The sequence below is a fragment of the Blastopirellula marina DSM 3645 genome (assembly GCF_000153105.1).
GTDB classification, from domain to species: Bacteria; Planctomycetota; Planctomycetia; order Pirellulales; family Pirellulaceae; genus Blastopirellula; species Blastopirellula marina.
This window is the reverse complement of record NZ_CH672377.1, coordinates 1445589-1467500: the sequence shown is the minus strand read 5'-3', so window position 1 is coordinate 1467500 and position 21912 is coordinate 1445589. Positions and strand designations below refer to the sequence as shown.

Here is a 21912-nt window from a genome sequence, read left to right as displayed (position 1 = left end):
ATCACAATCCGCCGCCCTTTTGGTGAAGAAACGAACTCTATGCGCCGAAGCTCCCAGTTTGTCGTTCTGACGCTAGCGATTGCGACTTTTTTCGTGATCACGGCCATTTCATGCGCACAGGAAGCGGTTTCCGCCGCTGCGCCGGTTCCCACAAGTGCGCCGAAATTAGAGCCTGCGGGACACGATTTCTCCCAATTCGGCAGTTTTCAGGCCCCATCCGGCGAAGCCGAAGTCGCCGCGCCAGCTTGGATTCATGACGGCGAAGTTCCCCGTCAAGCGATCTACGAGAGATTTGGATTTTATCACGCAAATCCCGACGATCCCGCGCGGCATCAAGGCGTGGGACAGCCGCTCTATGGGACAAGTTGGCGAAATCGCCCCTATCACTTCGACTATTTTTTTGGGGTGGTCGAGACCAACGATCTTGAGCGGAATGAGATCTTGCTCCGCAGCACGATGATTCAAGGGATTCGCCTGGGCTACGATTTTGATCACTACTGGGGAACCGAAATTCGCTTCGCCTTTGGTGACGCCAAGCTCAGCTATGCGTCCGATCCGCTGCTCGACGGCAGCGCCCAGCTGATGATGTTTGACACGAATCTGCTGTATTACCCATGGGGAGACTCGACTTGGCGCCCTTACGCGGCGTTGGGACTGGGCGCTACCTACTATGGCTATGACGATGTGAACGGCGTTAATCGTGATCAAACCAACTTTTCTTTACCTATCGGGATTGGTTTGAAGCATTATTTTCGTCCTTGGCTCGCTTTTCGCTGCGAATTGATGGACAACATTGCGTTTGGTTCGGCCGACGTCTCGACGACGCACAATTTCTCGTTTACTACCGGGATCGAATATCGATTTGGCGGTAGCCGCTGGAGCTATACGCGGTAGGCGACAAATGCGGTTTTTCTAGGCACTCGTTGCGCGCGAATTCGGCGTTGTATTGGGCCGCTTTGCCCGAATCTCGGAAAAAAACGACCTGCTAGCTCTGGCGCAAAATTTGCTGTTTCTTGGCGACTTAAAGATTCCGGCGGGTCCCTGCTCGACGAGCAGGTTTGTGTCGGATTAAAGTTTTGGCAAAATCGACTGTGGGGCGCCCTCTTTCGTTTTCGCCTAGCCCCAACCCTCTCTCTCTAATTTAAGGCTATTTGTAGTGAGCAGCACGTCAAAAGAAAAAGCGAGCGGCAGTTACGCCGTCTCGGGCAGCTCGGTGACGATCGGTGGTTCGCCCCGTATGGCGGCGATCTCGGCGGTCACCAATTACAAGCCCGCCAATCCCCCGATGAACTTCATCGAGACGACTACCCAAGATCTCTACGGCGCGAACGTTTTTGGCAAATCGGAAATGAAAGCCCGGTTGCCGAAGCCGGTTTTCAAATCGGTGATGAAAACGATGGAAGCGGGTCAAAAGCTGGATCCGACAGCCGCGGACATCGTCGCTTCGGCGATGAAGGATTGGGCGATCGAGAAGGGCGCGACTCACTACGCCCACGTCTTTTATCCGTTGACCGGCGCTACGGCCGAAAAGCACGATAGTTTTCTGACGCCGGACGGCGAAGGGAGCGCCGTCGCCGAATTCAGCGGCGCTCAGCTGATCCAGGGCGAACCAGACGGTTCGAGCTTCCCGACCGGCGGTATTCGCGCCACGTTTGAAGCCCGCGGTTACACCATCTGGGACGTCACCAGCCCGGCTTACATTCTGGAGAATGACAACGGTACGACGCTCTGCATTCCGACCGCGTTTGTCTCTTGGACCGGCGAAGCGCTCGACAAGAAGACGCCGGTTCTGCGTTCGATGCAGGCCCTGAACGTCCAAGCTCAGCGCGTTCTGAAGCTGTTCGGTTACGAAGATGGAGCTCTGGTCTCGTCGACGGCCGGTCCCGAGCAGGAATACTTCCTGATCGATCGCAACTTCTTCTTTGCTCGTCCTGACCTGCTCAACGCTGGTCGCACTCTCTTTGGCGCCAAGCCGCCGAAGGGCCAAGAGTTTGACGATCATTACTTTGGCGCCATTCCGGATCGCGTGCTCGCCTTCATGTTGGAAGTCGAACGCGAACTGTTCAAGCTCGGCGTGCCGGTCAAAACTCGTCATAACGAAGTCGCGCCGTCGCAGTACGAAATCGCGCCGATGTTTGAGTTCGCCAACGTCGCGACCGACCATCAGCAATTGACGATGACGATGATGCGTCGCGTTGCTGAGAAGTACGGCATGACCTGCTTGATGCACGAGAAGCCGTTCGCCGGCGTCAACGGTTCTGGCAAGCACGTCAACTGGTCGATGGGCAGCAAAACGCAAGGCAATCTGCTCGACCCGGGCGATACCCCGCACGAGAACGCCAAGTTCCTGTTGTTCTGTGCGGCCGTGATCCGCGGCGTACACAAGTATCAGGGTCTGCTGCGTGCGGTCGTCGCGACTGCCGGAAATGATCACCGCTTGGGCGCCAACGAAGCTCCTCCGGCGATCATCTCGATCTTCCTCGGCGATCAGCTGATGGATGTCTTTGATCAGATCAAACAGGGTGGCGCCAGCAGTTCGATTCCGAAGGGGACGTTGACCGTCGGCGTCGATACTTTGCCGCCGTTGCCGAAAGACGCTGGCGACCGCAACCGCACTAGCCCGTTCGCCTTTACCGGCAACCGGTTTGAATTCCGTGCGGTCGGATCGGGGCAATCGATTGCCGGCCCGTTGGTCGCGATGAACACGATCGTGGCCGATTCGCTCGACTACTGTGCTACGCAGTTGGAAGAAGCGACCGGCGGCGATCCGGCGAAACTGAACGCCGCTTTGCAGAAGCTGCTGACAGACATCATCACCGAGCATGGCGCGGTCGTCTTCAACGGCGACGGTTACTCGGAAGAATGGCACGCCGAAGCCGAGAAACGCGGTCTCATCAATCGCAAGACCTCGGCCGACGCTTTGCCGGGCCTGGAAGCTCCGGAAGTCAAAGCCCTGTTTTCCAAGTACAACGTTCTGAGCGAACGTGAGCTGGAAAGCCGGATGGAGACCTATCTAGAGCAGTACTGCAAGACGATCGCCGTCGAAGCCGCGCTGATGGTCGAGATCGCTCGGACGCTGATCTTCCCCGCGGCCGTCCGTTATCAAGGCGAACTCGCTTCGACTTGCGCCAACTTGAAGATGTTGGGTTACGACTTCGACACCAACACGTTGGACAAGGTCACGAGCTTGGTCAAAGACTTGCAAGACGGCACCGCCGACCTGGAAACCAAAATGGCGAAGCACGGTTTTGCAGACCTCAAAGAGGAATCGCGCTACCTCTGCGACAGCGTATTGCCGGCGATGCTGGCCGTTCGCACCGCCGCGGACGAACTGGAAGGCATCGTGGCCGACGATATCTGGCCGCTGCCGACCTACCAGGAAATGTTGTTCGTCAAATAAGCGAAGCTTCGCTTCCTTGCAGATGAATCCAAAGCTGGCCGCGAGAGAAATCTTGCGGCCAGCTTTTTTTACGCGCGGCGATCAGTCATTCCGCATGCCGCCCAGCCAGATTCGCCGTCTGACTGCGCACGAGCCAGCGACACGCATTTTTAAGCGGCGGTACATTTGCCAAATGAACGCCAGCCAGAGGCGCAAGCCGATGGAATGTGGTCGGCGATCCCAGCTTGGATTGAAGTGGCCAGCTGCATTCCATCGGCTCGCGTCTCTGGTTAATGTGGCGTTTTCTATGCGGCGAAAGATCATTCACTTCGCTGAGCCCATTCAACCACTTGCCGCCAATCTTCGTCCGAGGCGAAGAAACGTCGTGGAAGCGAAAGCGGGTGATGGTTCAAGTGGATCAAGATAAGTTGATTCCCCTTCTCAATGGCCCCGGTGATATTCTTCCAGTCATAAGTTTGGCGAGAATGATTAGTTCTGCAAGTCAAGCTTTGCTCGTTGAATAACCAGCGGATCAAGCGACCGCAAAATTCATCTTGATAGACTCGGCGACTTTGACCGATCCGATGTCGCAGTAAAAAAAACGAGGCGATGGCCAGCAGAAAGCTGACCCCTGCGCCGACCACGGATGTCTCAGGCTGCGGGTTGAAGATCCCAACCCCTTGGTATGGCAGGACAAAAAAAGCGACCCAAAGAAAGTAGGCGCCAGCGCCGCACGCTGCTACGCCAAAGCTCACGGTCAACAAAAATTGGTTTTGAAAAACCTGCCTTTGAGCGATGAAATATTCGTTGGGTTGCAAGTATCCTTCGCCAGCGATCTCTCCTGAATCACTCGTCGCGAAAGAGATCTCTTTCTGGTCATCCGGAGATATTTTCGCGTCAAAGTCTTCTGACAAGCTTAGGCGAGCGGCGATCTTTTTTCGCATTTGGCGAAAGTCGGCCTCGCTGGTGGAGAAGTGGGAGGGAATCATGAGAAGCTCGCCTGTCTTGAGTATCAGCACAAGCATTTTTCGCCCGGCAAGCAGTTGTGAAAATTGCGACCAGACGTAAAGAACCGTCTTCGCAGACGAATCGAACTGGACGCCGGATTCCGAGAAGACGATTTGGCTGCGCTGGGGCACTTCCTGGAGAAGCAGACGTTTGGCTCGCCAAAATGGATTTAGAAAATAGGACAGCCAGTACATGCCCAACCAGAAGATCGTGATGCTGCTGGCCAGAATCAAAAGGAGCAGCATTCCCCACACTTCAAGCTTTGCCGCTCGATAGAGGAAAAATCCAGCGATCGTCACTGCGACCATCCAACCGATGGTCCGTCCATTAATGCAATACAACTTGTAGGCGGCGGCCAGATCCTTTGGGGACAAGACTCCTTCGACCGTGATCACCTCATCGGTCGGAAGCATGTCGCTTGGCGGCGCCGGCGGCGATTGAAACGGATTGTCACTGGCAGGGTGATTCATCGGCGTAGCTCTACTTCAAGTGTTCAAAGCGAGCATAGTCTTGCCGCAGCGGGTGTTGCTCTTGGCGGCCGTGAAAATAAACGGCGACCCATTCGGCCAGACGTCGCCCCAGTCGTCGGCAGCCGGCGATCTCTTTCTCTTGACGCGGCGAACCGGCCTGGATCGCTCCATAGTGCAGCGTGTGCTGCGGGCCGGTCAGATCGGTCACGCCGAAGACAAGATAGCCGTAGTTCATCAGGATGGCGTTCAGCGTCATGCAGGTCAGTTCTTGGCCGCCGCCCCACGAAGCCGCCGAACTGAACGCGCAGCCGATTCGTCCATCGCGCTGGCCCCAGTTCTCGAGCGGCTGGTTGTCCCACCACTGCTTCATTTGCCAACTGACGGTGCCGTAATTGGTGGGACTGCCCACGGCGATCCCTTCGCACCAGTCGAGATCGGCGGTGGTCGCTTGATCGATCGACAATAGACGGACCTCGGCATCGAGCACTTCCTGTGCGCCAGCGGCGACCTCGGTCGCCATCTTGGCCGTGTTGCCGCTGTTGCTGTGGTAGAGAACAAGAATCTTACTCATGCGCCGTCTCCTGATTCGCCAGAAAAGTCAGCGGCTATCTTCAAGGAGCCAGCAGCCGGAGTCAACTCAGTGATGGAAGCAGTTTTCGCCACTATCGCGCAAGTGGAGGAGCCTGGCCCAATCGCGAGATTTGTCCGTTGACAATCCGCACGGTTTTCCGCTCGATTACAGACGGAGCATCAACCATCAAATCACAATCGCGCGTTGGCCGAAAAGACCAGCAAGGCGGTCCGGTCCAATCGGTTTAGGCGTAGTGACGCAGCGCAAAAGCCCCCTAAGCTGACACTGGAGAGGACTAGGCAATTTAATAAAAAAGATGGTGCGGTCCGGTCCTTGCCGGTCGTGCTTCGTCAGGTCAGGGCCTGACCTGCAGTTAGCGCAAGCAAAACGCCAAAGTCATAGGCGACTTTGGCGTTTTGAGATTGTTTTAGATTTTTGCTCGCCTGAGTTTTGGCGAACAGCGTCCGCTAGGCGGTGATCTTGCCGATTTTCACTTTCGTGTACATCTGGCGATGGCCCGTTTTGCGACGCGAGTTCTTGCGGCGGCGGAACTTTTGGATGACCAGCTTCGGGCCTTGGACAACGCCGACCACTTCGGCCGTGACCGAGGCGCCGTCGAGGACCGGCTTGCCCAGCTTTACGCCGTCTTCGCCAGAGATGCACAGAACCGACCCAAAGGTCAATTCGTCACCGGCTGCGGCGTCGGCGCGGTAGTCGAGGCGCAGTTCCTGGCCTTCTTCAACTTTGATCTGCTTGCCGTCTTCTTTGATGATCGCGTACATGGCCGGAACCTGAGAACTTGCCAAATCAGTGATTTGCTGGTGATTACGGGGCCGGCGACTACCAAGAGACGCCAGACACGTTTGGGGAAACCTTCAAAGATATGAAAACCAGAGCCGCTTGTCGAGACCCTAAGCGGCCCCGCTGCGTCAAATTCTGTGACGAGCGGGGCAAGTCGCCAAAACCCCTCCGTCTAGTGGCGGGCGTTTCCGGTCGGGCGATCGTCAAAATGGAGCCGGCGGCCGTCGGCGTCGACACATTCGACTTCCAGGTGTTCTGGGTAGAACGATTCGCTGCCGTAGATCTGAACCACGATATTCGTGTCTTCTTCGATCCGGGCCAATTCGCGGCGTTTCTTGTTGTTCAGATAGGTCGCGACTTCGTCGTTGACCCGAATCGTCACATGCGACGCGCCGTCGTGATGAGCGGCCGCCAGCAGCATGCGGACGACTTCGATCGCCATGCTTTCGGCCGATTTGACCACGCCGCGCCCTTTGCAGCAGGGACAATCCTTGAAAACGCTCCGCTTCAGACTGGGGCGAATCCGTTGCCGGGTCATCTCGATCAGGCCAAACGGGCTGGTTTTCAGGATTTTGGTGCGAGCACGGTCGCGTTTGACCGAGTCGCGGAGGGCCCGCTCGACGTTGCGACGATGCTTTTCACGACGCATGTCGATAAAGTCGTTGACCACCACGCCGCCGAGATCTCGCAACCGCAATTGGCGAGCGATTTCTTTGGCGGCCATCATGTTGAGCTGGTAGGCAGCTTCTTCGGCGGTGCCGTCATAGCGGAAATTGCCGCTGTTGACGTCGATCGCGACCAAGGCTTCGGTCTGATCGATCACGATCGAACCGCCGCGACGCAGCGGAACTTCGCGCTGGTTGATGCGGGCGATCTCTTCGTCCAAGTGATACTTGTGGAAGAGGGGGTCTTTGCTCTCGTACTTCTTCAAGCGGTTGACGTGCCGCGGCATGACCAGCTGAAGGAACTCTTTGGCTCGCTCGTAGGCTGGTTCGCTATCGACGTAAATCGAGTCGACATCGGACGAGAAGATATCTCGAATCGTCCGAATGATCATGTCACTTTCTTCGTAGATGTCGCACGGTCCGGTCGTGTTTTTCAGCCGGCGGACGATCACCTTCCACAGTCGCAGCAGATAGGCCATATCGCGCGACAGTTCTTTTTTGTTCCGTTCTTGGCCGGCGGTGCGGACGATAAAGCCCAGGCCTTTTGGCGGGCTCAGCTCGAGCAAGGTCGAACGCAAGCGGCGGCGGACCTGATCGTCTTCGATCTTGCGAGAAACGCCGACGCGTCCCAGAGCCGGCATCAGCACCAGGTAACGGCCGGGAATGCTGATGTAGGTCGAGAGGGTCGGCCCTTTGCTGCCGATGCCTTCTTTGATGACCTGCACCAGAACTTCGTCGCCGCGTTTGAAGATCTCTTGGATCGGCGGTTTGACGCGGGGACGCATGCCGGGGCGTTGGCGGCGCTGCTGCGGACGTCGTTGGCCGCGACCACGACTTTGCGGCGGCTTGGGGGGGGCATCGTCATCACTATCGCCGTCGCCATCGTCATTGGCGTCAGGTTTGTCTTCTTCGTCATCGCCGGACGAGTCGCTGATTTCTTCTTCGTCGTCATCGCTAAAGTCGGCCGCGGTGGCGCCGCCGTAGCTGCCGCCAAAGTCGTCATCCAGCTGCTCCGCCGGGTCATAGCCCCCTTGGCGGAAGTACTGCGGCTCGACATCGCTGATGTGGAGAAAGCCGTTCTTGCCGACGCCAAAATCGACGAAGGCCGCTTGAATGCTCGGTTCGAGATTGACGACAACGCCTTTGTAGATGTTGCCGACGTAATTGTCTTGGCTAGTTCGTTCGAGATAGAACTCTTCGAGGATTCCGTCCTCGACGATCGCAATCCGGCATTCTTCCGGCTGCGATACGTTGATCAGCATTTCCTTCTTCATCTTGCTCGGTCTTTCGTGAGTTGCGTTTCACGACCGACCTTCCGCGCAGGGAGAACAGCTCGCACAGAACTCTGCCGAAAAGAATCGGCAACCGGCTGCGACGAGCAAGTCAGCAACAGTAGCGACGTTAGCGGAAAAGAAACGTTATTAGGCGGGCAGGTCTGGCGGCTAGCATCTGCATGCATGGGGCGGCCGTGTCTGTCGCACTGTGACGAATTCTATGCGGGACTCTCTGTCGGTAAGCAACTGCAAAGCGGCGTCAAAAGGCCGGGTCGCGGCGCTGAGCGGCGTTTCATCTACAGAAACCGGGCTGGCGCGTCGCATGGATCTCAGAATCGGCTGTTTGGCGTCATGATCGATGGGCCCATTTTGTGGAACGGGCCCAGAGTCGCGAAGGGTCGCGTCGGTCTGCCTGGCGGTGCGTTATTTCCCGCTGCGTCGTTACTCTGTATCTGCGTCGAATGGTCGTGAAACTAAGTGTGGTATTCGGTTATCGCGGAAGTTTTGTTCCGCATTACATCATTAATTCGGGTACCGCCCTGCGGACTTCCTCACGCAGGTAGCGTTTGATTTCTCGAGCGTTTTCCATTTCCCGTACGCGGCGGGCGACTTCTTCGCATTGGGCGAGAGAAACGCTCCGGCACACCTTCTTGATCTCGGGAATTGCGCTCGGCGTGATACTAAGGCTACGCAAACCAAGCCCAATCAGCAACATGGCATAGATTGGATTTCCCCCCATTTGGCCGCACAGGGTCGTCTTGATATCGGCTTCTTTCGCCAGACGAACCGTCATTTCGATCAAACGGAGGACGGCAGGGTCGCAATTGTTGTACAGCGCCGCTACTTCTTTGTTGCTACGATCGACCGCCAACGTGTATTGGACCAGATCGTTCGTGCCAATGCTGATAAAATCGACTTCTTTGGCGAAATGATCGAGCATGATCACCGAAGATGGGACTTCGACCATCATGCCGATTTTCAGGTTCCGATCGTAGGGAATCCCTTCTTCGTCAAGATCCTCCATGATATCAGTCAGCAGCATCTTTGCCTGCCGCAATTCGTGCAGAGTGCTGACCAAGGGGAACATTACATGGATTTCGCCGATCATGCTGGCCCGCAATACCGCCCGTAACTGCGTACGGAATAAGGAGATATTGCGAAGAGACAGCCGAATGCTGCGTAATCCCAGAAAAGGATTCGCTTCGGCGACGCGGGACTCGTTGGGGGCCCGAGCGATCTTGTCGGCGCCCAAATCGAGCGTGCGGATCACGACCGGCGCACCCCCCATGTCTTGCACCACTTTGGCGTAGACCTGGTAGTGGTCTTCTTCGGTTGGCTCTTGTTCTTGCCCCAGATAGAGGAATTCGGTTCGGTAGAGCCCGATTCCCTCGGCGCCGCGCTGCAGGCACGCATCCACCTCATGCGGAAACTCGATGTTCGCATAGAGATGAATTTGCTCGCCGCTGAGCAGCTCAGACGGCAAATCACGCAGCAAATCGAGCCGCGCGGCCAAACTGCGGTGTTCTTCGACTTCTTGTTCGTAGCGAGCGATCGTTTCGTCGTCCGGCTGGAAGATGACCCGGCCCTGATCGCCGTCGACAATCACCAGGTCGCCGCCAGAGACTTCGTTTAAAAAGTCGCCGACACCTACCACCGCTGGAATTTCGAGCGCTTCGGCCACGATCGCCGTATGTCCGCCGGGGCCGCCGACTTCGGTCACAAACCCCAGCACCATCTCACGGTTTAAATTGGCCGTTTCGCTGGGGGTCAAATTGTTGGCGAGGACGACAACCGGCGATTTAATTTCTTCCAGCGCTTCGCGGCGATTGCCGATCAGTTCGCCCATCAAGCGGCGTTCGATGTCATGGACATCATTGGCGCGTTCCCGCAGATAGGCGGTGGGCAGATTCTCGAAGAATTTGCTGTATTTGCCGAGTGCCCGGGTGATCGCGTATTCGGCCGAATAATGACGTTGCTTGACGAGATGGTCGATCTCGGTACGCAACTTGGCGTCTTGCAGCATCTGTAGGTGGGCGGAAAAGATCGCGCCGTATTGCTGGCCTAATTCGCCGGCGATCTCGTCGCGGCTTTGCTCGATTTGCTTCCCGACGGCGGCGAAGGCGCCTTCGAGTCGCTGCATTTCGCTTTCGACCGCGCCGCGAGCGATAAAACGCCGAGGAATGCGATATCCTTTGTCATCAATGACGACGGCCTCGCCGATGGCGACTCCTGGCGAAACGGCGATGCCTTGAAGGATACGCATAGGACCGAGCGGGTTCAGTCAGGTTGAGTGTCAGGCTGTTCGTCTTCTTCGACGAAGGTATCGACCAACGCGGCGAGAGCGTCCGCCGCCGCTTCCGCGTCGGGGCCGTCAGCAATGATCGTTAATTGCACGCCTTGTTCGGCGACGAGAGTCAGTAGGTCGAGAATACTCTTGCCGCTGACGCGGAGCGTATCGCGCTCAATTTCAACATTCGCTTGAAACTGATTCGCCAGTTTGACAAAAGCGTCGGCAGGACGCGCGTGCAGTCCCTGCTGATTTTTGATAACGATTCGACGAGTCGCGTGCTGGTGGGTCATTTCGCCAACAGAAAGATTTCGATTGAGCCGGCGGGGGGCGGAGTCGATCCTGCGATAGGTGCGCCGCCGTCCGCCGCCCATGAATACCGCCGCGTCTCCGTGAGGAGACGCGCAGCGAGACTTACGAGCCGAATTGGTTGTTGTCGGCTTCTTCCAGCAGTTGCTGGATGTCGGCGACGGTCTTCGACTGCTTCAGGAATTTGCAGAACATATCGTCCCGCAACTGGCGAGAGATATTCTCCAGCGCTCGCAGGTGATCGCCGGGGCGATCCGGAGGCGAAACCAGCAAGAAGAAGAGATGAACCTTTTCACCATCTAGGCTGCTGAACTCGACACCGTCGGTGCTTACCCCAACGGTGCCAACCAGCGTTTCTACGCTCGGATGCTTGGTATGAGGAACGGCGATACCACGGCCGATGCCTGTGCTGCCGAGCTCCTCTCGCTTCATGATCGCTTTGATGATGCCGTCGACGTTTTCGGCTTGAATCGCTCCCGCCGCGACAAGGCTTTCCGCGAGCTCGCGAATGACGCCTTCTTTGTCTAGAGCGTTCAACTCGGGTTTGATCCCGTTGACGCAAATGAAGTCAGCAAACTTCACGTTTCGGTCCTTTCCTCGGATCGGTGCTGCGACTGCAAATTCTGGCAGTCGGTCTCCGACGGTGCGTGTATTTAGGCTTCGGAATCAGGGCTGTTAACGGCGGCTTGGTCTTTTAAGCCTGGACCGCGATGATCTTTCAGCCGCTCTTTATGCTTGCGGAGTTGTTGTTCCATCTTGTGGATCGAGTTGTCCAACGCTCCGAGCAAGCTGGAGCAGCTGTCAGCAGCGACAAAATCGTCGGTGCGCTCGGCCGTAACACGCAATTCCACGCCCGGCTTGTCGTTGTGCTCTAAATCGACGGTCACATCGACCGAAGTGATCCGCTCAAACAAGCGGGTCAACTTTTGCACTTTTTCGGAAATCGTCTCTTGCGAGTCCGCGCTCAAGTGGCCATGTCGCGTAGAAATATTGACTTGCACGACGAAAACTCCTTCGAAACGGGTACCTGCGAGTCCGGCTCCATTGAACCAACTCGCCAGGGGAGAGGCGAAAGCTAGATGGAAACGGGATATTCTATCGACAATTATGCGTCGTGACAAAGCCCATTCAACCGGGCTAGGCACAGGAAAGAGTGAAGCGAGGTAAGATTGGGGCCGGTAGTAGCGACACAGATCGCTCCAAATGACTACTAGGGGGAGGGATCGGCTGCTTGGAGCCGGTTTGGGTAATGTGGACTGCCGTAGGGGGAATTAGACCATTATTTCGGCGTTCTCGTCGCGGTCAGTCCGCTTAACTGCCCCGCGTTGAATCTTCCCCACCAGCGCGTGATCGGTCCTTCTCGTTCGGCCTCGCTCATATCGGGACGATATAAAAGCGTATATCCGGCCATTCGTTCCAGGCTCTCAAATGCAAATAATCGGACCGCCGTTTCGTGATGCCCGAGGTTTAAGATCAGCTCAACTGCTTCTGGTTTTGTCAGTTCTTCTCGCCAGTACTTGTCGAGCATGCCGATCAACGCGTCCCCAAACTGCGGGCTCAAGCTGCGGACGGCAGCTTCCAATTCTGGTTTTTCATTGGGTTCCACGCGGGCCCAGGATTCGGCCAGATCTTGAAAATGGGCCGACCAGAACTGGCTGAGGGTCGGATCATGGAACGACGCGACGAGCGGACCGAATTTTCCAGCGGCCGCCGCTATTCGCATCGCTTCGCTTCGAACGCCGGGCGAAGCGTTCGACTCGGCGACCCGCTGCAACATGGCGAGCGGCTCGATCCCCTGCGTCGCGCCTTCCGTCAATTTCAGACGAACAAAGTCGGCCGCGGGAGAAGGATAGAGAACGCTCCACGAGGGAGCTTGCTTCCGGTGATTCAGGATCGGGGGATTGTCGGTACGCATGATCAGTTCGTCGGCCGGAAGCAGCGGCAACGAAACGTCGCCGACGACAACTTCGCATTGACCCGCGCTGTAGATTTTCATCCAACCTTGGGATATCGGCGGCATATCGGCGGTCATGTACCGATCGACTTCGATATTCGCTTCGCCCCCTTCGGCGATGTTTTTGAACGTGGCGCTCAAGCCGCCGACCACTTCAATGGTGATCGCCCTCTCGGAGGCCGGAATCGATATCTGCCCATAGTTCAACATCACGCGACCATCCGCGGTGAGCAACATATCGGCCGGTCCGACGACGATCAATTCGCCGGCATCTTCCGCCGTCGTCGCAAAATATCCGCCGGGACCGACAATCAAACGTTGAAATGGCCGGAGCACCGCGCCTTGCGGCGGCGCGATAAATTGTCCGCTGGTGATGTCATGAATCAGGAAGACGCCGCGACGCCCAGGCTCGAGCAGCGATGGATCGATGCTCTCTGGATTGGCCGGTTCCTGGTTTTCTCCCTCAGGCGGGGAAGTGGGCACATTGCTAAACGGCATGTCGGCTTCCGCCGTTCGTGTTGGGTCCGGGTTGGCGTCGCGGGGATTCGCCAGCGCTGGTTGGCTCATTGCCGGGGGACTGCCGGGATTAGCGGCAATCTGTTGCGAAGTTGGCGTCGAAGCATCGGGATTGGTCGTATTGGGACCAGTCCCAGCGCCGGGCTGAAACGGGATATCGTCGAGCGTATTCACCTTGTCGCGCGAAATCCCCGAGGCGCTGAGTTGGTTCGGAGTGGTTTGCTCGGCAGGAACTTCGGCGGTGGAATCGCCAATTTTGTCGTTAGCTAGAGCGACATCGGAGTCAGTTCGACCGGTGAGCCATTGAGGGGGCGCGATCCAGCCGCTCGCCGCGATCAACCAACCGGTGGCCAGCGCTAGTACGACGACGAGGGCCATGCTCCAACCTTTGCGGCCGAAAGCCCCGCTGCTGGAGGTCGCCAATTCGGCATCTTCGAAATCCTCGTCTTCCTCTTCTTCATCCGGAATCACCTGTGCGATGGGCAATTCAGCCGTCGCCAAATGGCGATCGTCTTCTTCCACGTCGGGGGGAACGTCGTCCGAAGTGCTCCAGCGTTGATCGTCTGGCGTCAACACAGCGTTGAGGTCGGTAGAAGAGTCAGTCTTCAACAACATCGAGTTGCCGAGTTGTCCATACACCCGTTTGCGGAGCGATGACGAAACATGGGCCGGCGTTCCCAGCACCATTGTCAAGATTTGGTGCGACGACGCGACTTCCGCCAAGTGGCGATCGGACTCGAAGCAGAGCAGCTCCAGCTGAGCGACTTGCTGGGGATCGAGCTTATGGTCGAGGTATTCGGCCACCGTGTTGGCGTCGCGACCGATGCCGTCACCTTCGACGGCCAATGCGGACAATTCTTTGCGCATTACTCGCGTGCGAATATGAGTGATCAGCTTTTGCGCAAACTCACTCTCGGCCACTTTTTTATCCATCTCCGCAGCGTCCGCTTCGCTGAGGATTCCATGCATGTAGGCCAGCAGCACGCGTAAGGTAAGTCGCATCGCCATTGTTGGCTCGTGGTGAAGTCCGAAGGGGAAATATTTAAGGGTTGTAGGTAATAGTGCCGCCCCCTGCGGCGATTCGTACAACTGGGCGAAATATTTGGGCAAATAATTGCCATGGCCCGATTTGCGTCCTATCTTGCGATTTGCGGCTCAGCGCCGCTCTTTCGGTTCTTTTTACGCTGAATAGGCTGGTTTTGCGACTTCGAGGGGCGATCTTGGCCTGACTCTTAATCAGGATTTGCCGGCTATTCCAGCTAAGCCGTCGAGCGCCGCCAGATTTTATCTTCGCTCCTCTAAATTCGGCGATGATTCACTGCTAGCGGTGTCGATGCTTGCATATAGCGAAGGTTGCATGGAGCGACCGATAGCATTGTGGCTGACGGATTTTGCCCTCGTCAGCAAGTTCGGAACGGATGTCCGACTCCACCTGACACACGGCCAATGGAAAAACACGTCTGCAATATGGAGGCAGCGTGTCGGCCAAACTTTGAAGGAGTTCCGGAGATGTTGGTTTCTCGTTTTCCCGCTGCACTTGCGCTGACGCTATCGGCGTCGGGACTGTTTGCGGCGCCCGTTAATCTAGATCAGCCCAGTTCGCTTGATCGGCCCAGCTATTTTGCCCCCGAAAAAAGCCCCGCTCAACTGTGGCGACAAAACACTCAGCCTGTCTCCCTTACGGAAGACGCCCCAGCTCCGGCCGACAAGATTTACGCCGAGTCGCTGGAGCCAGGAATGATGCCGTCGGCTGCCTACGGCGAATCCTACGGCAGCGGTTGCGCTTCGGACGGCGGCTGCTATGACGAATGCTTCCAGGATTGCTTTTGCCCGACCTGGTTCGCCTACGCCGGCGCTTTGGCGATGACCCGCGACAACAGCAATGAAGTCTGGCTGTCGAATGACAGCGGCGACTATGCGGCTCGCACGATGGGATCCAACGCCGCCGGTATGGGTTGGAAGGCCGGTTACGAACTTCGTTTCGGACGTCACTTCGGTTGCAGCAATTGGGCTTGGGAAGTTGACTACTGGGCGGTCCGCGGAACGGCGTCGCACACGGTCACCAATCAAGGGCTCATTGGTCAGCTGGACACTCCGCTCGACGCCAACTTCCAGGGTTTGACCTATAACGGCAGCAATGTCGACGATTACTACAACAACGCGCAGGCTCACCGTCTGCAACGCAGCTACGACTTTTACAATGTTGAGCTGAACTTTTTCCAAGACCCCAACTTTTACAACGCTAACTGCTGCGGCGGCAACGTTACTTTTGGCGCCCTCGCTGGTCTGCGTTACTTCAAGGTTCGTGAAGGCTTTGCGTTCTCGACCGATCCGACTGACTATTCTTTCAACGGAGCGGATGACGAACTGCACTACGATATCGATGTAGACAACAACTTGATCGGCGCCCAGCTCGGCATGATCATGAACTACAACTTCGATCGTTTGAACTTGTACGCCAAGACGAAGTTTGGCATCTACGGAAATGCGATCAATCAGCAATCGCGGATGTATGGCAACTTGGGCAACGCCTATATCGACAACGCGTTGAGCCCGAATAACGGCCGCCAGTACGATGTTTCGGCCAACAAGGGACGCGTCAGCTTCCTGGGCGAATTGGACCTCGGCGCCGGCTATCAGTTGACGAAGCGGTTCTCGATCAACGGCGGTTACCGCGTCGTCGCCGCGTCGGGCATCGCTTTGGCGACGGAGCAAATTCCCCAAAACTTTGAAGACCTGGGGATCGTCGCCAGCACGCCTTCCAACGGCGACCTGCTGTTGCACGGCGGGTACCTCGGCGGCCAGTTCATCTGGTAAGCCTTTGCTGTGAAGCATGTCAAACTTGAAAAAGCCGTCTCGCACTTGTGAGACGGCTTTTTCGCTTTCTGGTCGCAGAGTTTGGCGACAGGGCAAGAAAGGAAAAAGCCGCCTGACGATCTCGCCGGCGGCTTTATCTTGGGTTTGCTTTTCGATCGCGACTACTGGGCGGACGAAAGGCCGGCCGACAGCGACGGCAGACTGGAGTTCAGGTAATACGCTTTGGGGCTTGTCACATTGAGCACCGCATTCATCAGCGATTCGGTCGGATTGGCCGCCGAGGCCGATCCGATGCCGAACAACGAAACCGGTTTCTTATAAGCGACGACTCGCGTCTTCTTGGCGTCTAGTTTGGCTAATTCGGCCGCACGTTCGATCGCTGCTTCGACGAAGCCGACCTTGTCGACCAGTCCCAGCTCGATTGCTTGGTCGGTCAAGTAAACTTCGCCAGTCGCCAGTTCTTTCAGTTTGTCGGGATCTTCGACGTAGGCGGGACGCCCTGTCTTCACGACGTCTAAGAAACGCTCGAACATGTCATTGACCAGGCCTTGAACCAGCTCACGCTGATCTTCGGGCATCGTCCGGGTCATGCTTAGCATTTGTTTGCGTTCGTGGCTGGCGATTGAGTCATCTTTGATGTGGTACTCGGCCAACAATCCGCTAACGTCGTAGTGCGGAATGATCACGCCGATCGAACCGGTGATCGTCGTCGGTTCGGCGAAGATCACGTCTTTCTCGTCGCCGACCGCCATCGCAACGTAGTAGCCGCCGCTGGTCGCGGATGAGCCCATGCTGACGACAAGCGGAATCTCGCGATCTTCACGCAGCTCGTTCAGATGGTGATAGATGTAGTCCGAGGCGCTGACCGATCCGCCGGGCGAATCGACCCGCAAGACGATCGCTTTGACGTTCTTATCTTTGCGGGCCAGGTCGATCTGATTGCGGATGTAACCTTCCCCTTCCATGATCAAGCCCTCGACGCGAATCAGGGCGATCTTGTCGGTGGCCATTTTATCGCCGGAATAATACTTTTCGCTGACGCCGTCTTCTTCGTTAAAATATTGTGCCGTAGCGGCGAGCTGGACAATGATGATCAGGCCAGCGAACATCAAGCCCAGCCAACCGACAAAGGCGATGATTCGCAAGAACCAACTGCTGCCGTGCTTGATGATGATGGGCTGCTGTTGGGGTGGATTCTGTCCGTTGGTCATCGAGTTACCTTTTGCGTGGAATATCGCTAAATGCGGGTTCAGTCCGCGAAGCTGGAGGTTCAAGCGGTGGTGCTTGAAGGATAAGACGTGAGTTTCGCCTGGGGGGAAAAGTGGGCGTCTTGGGACGGTGGAGGGCTCCCCATGGACGACGGCTACGCCATATTTTAGGATTTTGACGGCTGGAAGCAATTCGCCTTCGCGTGACCACGATTACGCTTGATGTGCTAGCGGCGCCCAAAAAAAACGTTGCTGTTGTCCTCGGTCGCCCTGCTCGGTAAGCTTCCCGCTTGCGCCGCTAGTTAGCAACGGCGGCGAATGAGTATTAGGCGTATTGGCGATGCCACGAGTGCGTGGCGCCTGTTTTCGACCGGAAGGAGCTTCTCGTGTTCGTCTCGGCTTCAAGCGAGTGTTTTCCAGATCTTCCCATGCGCGAGTGCATGGAAAAGCTCGTTGATCTTGAATTCAGCAACGTCGATCTCACGATCAGCGAGAAAAGTAAACATCTCAAGCCGTCATTCGTGGTGAACGACCCGGATGGCGCTCTCGAAGTTTGTCGTGATACGCAACGACTGAATCTGTCCAATTTTCGAATCCAGATCGACGCCGTCAAAGACGAGCACTATCGCCAGTTTGAAGCGATCTGCAAATTGGCGAAAGCAGTCAAAGTTTCGTCGCTGACCGTCCCCTCAGGCGAGTTGGGCACTCCATTCAATGAAGAGGTCGAGCACCTGCGTGAGCTGGTCGCGATCGCCGCGGTTGAAGGGATCGTGGTCAGCATGCACACGCAGGTCGGCTGCTTGTCGGAAGACGCCGACACGATCAAAGTGCTGTGCGACAATGTCAAAGGACTCGGCGTCACGCTCGACCCGAGCCACTTTATCTGCCGCGAAGATAGCCCGGCCAACTACGAAAAGATCCTCAGCTACGTCCGCCATGTCTATTTGCGTGATACGACGAAGGCCGAGATGCAGGTTCGCGTCGGCCAAGGCGAAGTCGAGTACGGCAAAGTGATCTCGCAGTTGGAATCGGTCCACTACAAGCGAGCGTTAACCATCCACATGCCGCCGCTGCCGGATGTCGACCAAATGGCCGAAATGCGGAAAATGCGACTGTTGATGGAGAGCTTGCTGTAATGCAATTGCTCGTCGTGGGAACCGGTTCAGCGATAATGCTGAATCGATTACCGCTTGAGATCTCTGCTCGCCACGAGACGCACGGCTGTCTCGTGGCAAGTTCTGAAATTGCGATCTTAGGATTCTATCTCGATATCAAGCGTGACGACTTCGTCATTCAGGGCCGCTTGGATCCCGCTTGTCTGGCTATTCGAGTACTTGCCATAATTCTTGGGGCCGGACGGTTTCTCGCTCATGGCGACTCCAGTCTCGTTAACGACTGTCTTGGCGGCTGGCGGCAGGATCGCGACCCGGTAGACTCCTGTTTTTAATGGCGCTTCCGCCAACGGCAGGTATTTGTAAGAGCCGTCCTCTTTGGTGCGAACCGTAAACGAAAAGCTCTCGTTCGCTAGTTGGAATTCAAGCCGGACGCCGGCGGGCGCTGGTTCACCCTGGATGGTCACTTGACCTTGAATTCCTTTCAAGCCCGGCGGTGGCCCCCCCGAACTGCACCCAGCGTTGAGGAGTGCGAGTGATAACGGAACGGCGAATAGGGCGAGCTTTATGACGGAGATAAGTTTCACAATACTTCCTCTTTCATTTTTGATTGGGGATGTTCGCAGCAAGGGGCGCCGGCGTTGTTATGGAAGCGTAGCGACTTGGCCATCATCGCGAGTCGCCAGGTATTTCAAAATATCGAGATTGATCGTGTCGGAGATGAACGTGACGTGACCATCCGCAAACACCACCTGAACGCCGCCGGGGTGCTCTGAGAGGAGTGGGTTGTTGGGGCCTAGGTTGTAGCTAACGCCGTTCAAATCATAATTGCGCGTATTGGGCGCGTAGCGGATTGTCGTCATATTCCAAGCACGCTGGCCGCCAAAGTTCGGCGGCGTTCCGCCTTCGTTGGTTCCCATCAACCAACCATGCCCACCTTCGGGACTGCCGGTGCCGGCGAGCAAAACCGTGGTTCCGGAGATATCGGAATAGGCCGCGGGATCGGCGAGAAACATCCGTCCTCCAAGCTCGCCGATGATCGCCGTGTTGGAACTGCCATCGGTCGCATCACGAAAACCGAGCGTTCGATTGGGGATCAGCATCCCGCCGGCGGCGATCACGCCGTCATCGGTTCCGCCTGCGGCGCTGCAGCAACTGAAGCCGGTGTTCTTACGCGATTCGACGAAGTTGGCCGTCGATAGGTCGGCGCCGGCGATTCCAACATACGTCGAGGCCGAATCCCAGCCGCCATTCCAGCCAGAAGTACTGCCGGGAAAAGAAGGACAGACAAACGCGGATGGAGGAATTCCTTTTAGCACGCTGGCGTTCCCATCCAATCCAGCGTTGTTGACCGTTAAATCCAAGCTCGCGAGCAAGTTGCCTTGCTCCAAAAACGGGAGCAACCCGGCGTAAAACGAAGGGCCCCAGCTTCCATTCGCCATGTTACGGGCGCCGTACGGAAAGGAGTTAAAGGTGTCGTGGTAATTGTGAAGCGACAATCCCATCTGTTTCAAATTGTTGCTGCATGACATTCGCCGCGCCGCTTCGCGCGCCTGTTGAACTGCCGGCAACAAGAGCGCAATTAGGACTCCGATGATCGCGATTACCACCAACAATTCGACAAGAGTAAATCCGGTTCGTTTCATGAGGTTCGATTCCAAAAAATCTGTTCCGAAGTCAGCCGAGACAAGTAAGTGAAGAAATTCGGAAATGATGTGATTTCGACTAGAACACTGACGACGGAAGTATAGGCACGTATTTCCGATCTCGCAACGAAACGAGCCGACCGATGCGACTCCATCAGAGAAGCGATTTCGCCATTACTGTTTCAACACAGTGGCTTTGTTCACGCCTTTAGGGCGGCTGTTGCGTGGCCGGCCTACGGTACAACCGTTTGCATAGCAATGATTTAGAACGTAATTGCCATGAGTGTCGGAAGAGACCTTTCATCCCCCCGATGCTTCTCGACCTTCGCCGAGGTCGGAAGCGAACCTGCTGGAGCTGACGAAAAAGGGAAATCAATTGAAGGATATGGGATAGACAAAGTCGCCATCAGAACCGGCGCAATAGGCGGTCCACTTAGTCTTTTTGAGGATCGGCCCGCGCGATCAAGTCAAAATGTCTTGGATCACGTGGCCATGCACGTCGGTCAGCCGGCGGTCGAGACCGTTGTGGTAGATCGTAAGCTTCTCGTGATCAAAACCGAGAAGGTGGAGCACTGTCGCGTAGAAGTCCCAGACGGTGGTTGGGTTCACTTCGGCGCGTCGGCCGAACTCGTCGGTCGCGCCGTAGGTGACCCCTCCTTGAACGCCGGCGCCCATCATCCAGCACGTGAACCCGTCCGGATTGTGATCGCGCCCCGTTGTGCCGACCTGGTGGGTCGGCATCCGACCGAACTCGGTCGTCCATAGGACTAGCGTATCCTCCAAGAGGCCCGACTGCTTCAGGTCGGCCAAGAGCGCCGCGGTCGGTTGATCGAAGATGGGGCAATGCCGCTCGTAGTCGGGCTTCAGCGTTTTGTGCGCGTCCCAATTCAAGAGGCCGTCTACGCCGGAGGCCCGAGACGAACAATACAAGTTGACGTAGCGGACTCCTCGTTCCAGCAGTCGCCGCGTCAGCAAACAATTACGGGCATAGGCCGCTTTCAATGGATTGGCGTCGGTCGTGCCGTAGCGCTGATGCGTTGCGTCGGTCTCGCTCGCTAGATTAGAAACCTCCGGCGCCGAAAGTTGCATCCGAGCCGCTAACTCGTAGGCGGCGACGCGCGCTTGCAGTTCGGACTCGGCCGAGTATTGCTCGGCGAACTCGCGGTTGAGTTTGGCGACCAGCGCTCGGGCGGCGGCGTCTTCCGCTTCCGCAATTCGATCGGGCCGCGCGAGGTTGCGTATCGGCAACTGATCGCTCATGACGATCGCTTGATGTCGCGCCGGCAAAAATCCGTTGGACCAGTTCGCTTTGCCGTTCGGCGGCTCGCCGCGAACATCGGGAATCGCGACATAGGTCGGCAAGTTATCATTCGCGCTCCCCAGCGCGTAGCTGAGCCAGGCGCCGGCGCTGGGGAAACCTTCGGTCGAGTGTCCAGTGTTCATGAAGACGCAGCCGGGACCATGCGTGTTGGTCTTGCTGTGCATTGAATGAATGAACGCGATGTCGTCCGCATGTTGGGCCATATGAGGAAGCATCGTCGTGATCGGCTTGCCGCACTCGCCGGCCGGGGCGAACGCCCAAGGGCTGGGCATCAAGTTGCCGTTCTTCCCCTGAAATGAAAGAAAGTTTTCTTCGCCGGGAAGCGGTTTGCCGGCCATCTTTTCGAGCGACGGCTTGTAGTCCCACAGGTCCATGTGAGACGCGGCGCCGGGGCAAAAGACCTGCAGCACGCGTTTCGCTTTGGGGGCGAAATGGGGCGTTTGCTGCGCAGGCTTCGCTTCGTCGCCAAAAGCGCCTTGCGAGAGCAGATCGATCAGGCCGACGCCGGACAATCCGGTCAGGATGTCGCCCAAAAATCCGCGTCGCGAAAGTTCAGAAAATGCGTTCATCATCG

17 protein-coding genes are annotated in these 21912 nt (G+C 56.7%); 4 read left to right on the top strand and 13 right to left on the bottom strand.

Annotation, left to right across the window (positions count from 1 at the left end):
- Positions 1–39 precede the first annotated feature (39 nt).
- Together DSM3645_RS24985 and DSM3645_RS24980 are read left to right on the top strand one after the other, a co-directional pair.
- Positions 40–894, top strand: a complete 855-nt coding sequence (locus DSM3645_RS24985) for a porin family protein (protein ID WP_040353001.1) — start codon at positions 40–42, stop codon at positions 892–894.
- A 391-nt stretch (positions 895–1285) separates the two neighbouring features.
- Entirely contained in the window at positions 1286–3400 is a 2115-nt protein-coding gene (locus tag DSM3645_RS24980) for a glutamine synthetase III family protein (protein ID WP_390073115.1), read from the top strand.
- Positions 3401–3699: 299 nt separating this feature from the next.
- On the opposite strand, the gene DSM3645_RS24975 is transcribed toward DSM3645_RS24980, so the two are convergent.
- From DSM3645_RS24975 to DSM3645_RS24935, 9 genes are all read right to left on the bottom strand, one after another.
- Complete coding sequence (locus DSM3645_RS24975) at positions 3700–4857, bottom strand: YcxB family protein (RefSeq protein ID WP_002655417.1); 1158 nt, start codon at positions 4855–4857, stop codon at positions 3700–3702.
- A gap of 10 nt (positions 4858–4867) precedes the next feature.
- Positions 4868–5428: a flavodoxin family protein gene (locus DSM3645_RS24970; protein ID WP_002655416.1), complete on the bottom strand. Its 561-nt coding sequence runs from the start codon at positions 5426–5428 to the stop codon at positions 4868–4870.
- 467 nt (positions 5429–5895) lie between these two features.
- The gene (gene rplU / locus DSM3645_RS24965; protein ID WP_002655415.1) at positions 5896–6210 is read right to left on the bottom strand and encodes a 50S ribosomal protein L21; all 315 of its coding nucleotides are present in this window, start codon (positions 6208–6210) and stop codon (positions 5896–5898) included.
- A gap of 191 nt (positions 6211–6401) precedes the next feature.
- Entirely contained in the window at positions 6402–8168 is a 1767-nt protein-coding gene (locus DSM3645_RS24960; protein WP_002655414.1) for an Rne/Rng family ribonuclease, read from the bottom strand.
- Between the two features lie 514 nt (positions 8169–8682).
- Positions 8683–10431, bottom strand: coding sequence for a phosphoenolpyruvate--protein phosphotransferase (gene ptsP, locus DSM3645_RS24955; protein ID WP_002655413.1), 1749 nt, complete (start codon positions 10429–10431; stop codon positions 8683–8685).
- A 14-nt stretch (positions 10432–10445) separates the two neighbouring features.
- Positions 10446–10748: an HPr family phosphocarrier protein gene (locus tag DSM3645_RS24950; RefSeq protein ID WP_040353356.1), complete on the bottom strand. Its 303-nt coding sequence runs from the start codon at positions 10746–10748 to the stop codon at positions 10446–10448.
- A 121-nt stretch (positions 10749–10869) separates the two neighbouring features.
- Positions 10870–11346 (bottom strand): PTS sugar transporter subunit IIA, encoded by a 477-nt coding sequence (locus tag DSM3645_RS24945; RefSeq protein ID WP_002655411.1) that lies wholly within the window; start codon positions 11344–11346, stop codon positions 10870–10872.
- A 71-nt stretch (positions 11347–11417) separates the two neighbouring features.
- Positions 11418–11765, bottom strand: a complete 348-nt coding sequence (hpf, locus tag DSM3645_RS30735) for a ribosome hibernation-promoting factor, HPF/YfiA family (RefSeq protein ID WP_040353000.1) — start codon at positions 11763–11765, stop codon at positions 11418–11420.
- A 278-nt stretch (positions 11766–12043) separates the two neighbouring features.
- On the bottom strand, positions 12044–14242 hold the full coding sequence (locus tag DSM3645_RS24935) for a hypothetical protein (protein ID WP_002655409.1): 2199 nt from the start codon (positions 14240–14242) through the stop codon (positions 12044–12046).
- 501 nt (positions 14243–14743) lie between these two features.
- On the opposite strand from DSM3645_RS24935, the gene DSM3645_RS24930 reads away from it, so the two are divergent.
- Entirely contained in the window at positions 14744–16051 is a 1308-nt protein-coding gene (locus DSM3645_RS24930) for a BBP7 family outer membrane beta-barrel protein (RefSeq protein ID WP_161603416.1), read from the top strand.
- Positions 16052–16212: 161 nt separating this feature from the next.
- On the opposite strand, the gene sppA is transcribed toward DSM3645_RS24930, so the two are convergent.
- Positions 16213–17262, bottom strand: coding sequence for a signal peptide peptidase SppA (sppA, locus tag DSM3645_RS24925; protein ID WP_002655407.1), 1050 nt, complete (start codon positions 17260–17262; stop codon positions 16213–16215).
- Between the two features lie 437 nt (positions 17263–17699).
- Here sppA and DSM3645_RS24920 point away from each other — a divergent pair, with 437 nt between their 5' ends.
- A complete protein-coding gene (locus tag DSM3645_RS24920) occupies positions 17700–18395 on the top strand; it encodes a sugar phosphate isomerase/epimerase family protein (RefSeq protein WP_002655406.1) in 696 nt (231 codons plus the stop codon).
- A gap of 116 nt (positions 18396–18511) precedes the next feature.
- On the opposite strand, the gene DSM3645_RS24915 is transcribed toward DSM3645_RS24920, so the two are convergent.
- From DSM3645_RS24915 to DSM3645_RS24905, 3 genes are all read right to left on the bottom strand, one after another.
- Positions 18512–18958: a hypothetical protein gene (locus tag DSM3645_RS24915; RefSeq protein ID WP_040352997.1), complete on the bottom strand. Its 447-nt coding sequence runs from the start codon at positions 18956–18958 to the stop codon at positions 18512–18514.
- Positions 18959–19015: 57 nt separating this feature from the next.
- Positions 19016–20017: a DUF1559 family PulG-like putative transporter gene (locus DSM3645_RS24910; RefSeq protein WP_002655404.1), complete on the bottom strand. Its 1002-nt coding sequence runs from the start codon at positions 20015–20017 to the stop codon at positions 19016–19018.
- A 462-nt stretch (positions 20018–20479) separates the two neighbouring features.
- Positions 20480–21910: a DUF1501 domain-containing protein gene (locus DSM3645_RS24905; protein WP_002655403.1), complete on the bottom strand. Its 1431-nt coding sequence runs from the start codon at positions 21908–21910 to the stop codon at positions 20480–20482.
- Positions 21911–21912: the final 2 nt, after the last annotated feature.

What these genes read in the sequence shown, in the direction of transcription:
- DSM3645_RS24960 (WP_002655414.1), bottom strand. Translation starts at nt 8,168, where the DNA reads ATGAAGAAGGAAATGCTGATCAACGTATCGCAGCCGGAAGAATGCCGG.
- DSM3645_RS24980 (WP_390073115.1), top strand. Translation starts at nt 1,286, where the DNA reads ATGAACTTCATCGAGACGACTACCCAAGATCTCTACGGCGCGAACGTT.
- sppA (WP_002655407.1), bottom strand. Translation starts at nt 17,262, where the DNA reads ATGACCAACGGACAGAATCCACCCCAACAGCAGCCCATCATCATCAAG.
- DSM3645_RS24935 (WP_002655409.1), bottom strand. Translation starts at nt 14,242, where the DNA reads ATGGCGATGCGACTTACCTTACGCGTGCTGCTGGCCTACATGCATGGA.
- ptsP (WP_002655413.1), bottom strand. Translation starts at nt 10,431, where the DNA reads ATGCGTATCCTTCAAGGCATCGCCGTTTCGCCAGGAGTCGCCATCGGC.
- DSM3645_RS24910 (WP_002655404.1), bottom strand. Translation starts at nt 20,017, where the DNA reads ATGAAACGAACCGGATTTACTCTTGTCGAATTGTTGGTGGTAATCGCG.
- DSM3645_RS24950 (WP_040353356.1), bottom strand. Translation starts at nt 10,748, where the DNA reads ATGACCCACCAGCACGCGACTCGTCGAATCGTTATCAAAAATCAGCAG.
- DSM3645_RS24930 (WP_161603416.1), top strand. Translation starts at nt 14,744, where the DNA reads ATGTTGGTTTCTCGTTTTCCCGCTGCACTTGCGCTGACGCTATCGGCG.
- DSM3645_RS24920 (WP_002655406.1), top strand. Translation starts at nt 17,700, where the DNA reads ATGGAAAAGCTCGTTGATCTTGAATTCAGCAACGTCGATCTCACGATC.
- rplU (WP_002655415.1), bottom strand. Translation starts at nt 6,210, where the DNA reads ATGTACGCGATCATCAAAGAAGACGGCAAGCAGATCAAAGTTGAAGAA.
- DSM3645_RS24985 (WP_040353001.1), top strand. Translation starts at nt 40, where the DNA reads ATGCGCCGAAGCTCCCAGTTTGTCGTTCTGACGCTAGCGATTGCGACT.
- DSM3645_RS24970 (WP_002655416.1), bottom strand. Translation starts at nt 5,428, where the DNA reads ATGAGTAAGATTCTTGTTCTCTACCACAGCAACAGCGGCAACACGGCC.
- DSM3645_RS24905 (WP_002655403.1), bottom strand. Translation starts at nt 21,910, where the DNA reads ATGATGAACGCATTTTCTGAACTTTCGCGACGCGGATTTTTGGGCGAC.
- DSM3645_RS24975 (WP_002655417.1), bottom strand. Translation starts at nt 4,857, where the DNA reads ATGAATCACCCTGCCAGTGACAATCCGTTTCAATCGCCGCCGGCGCCG.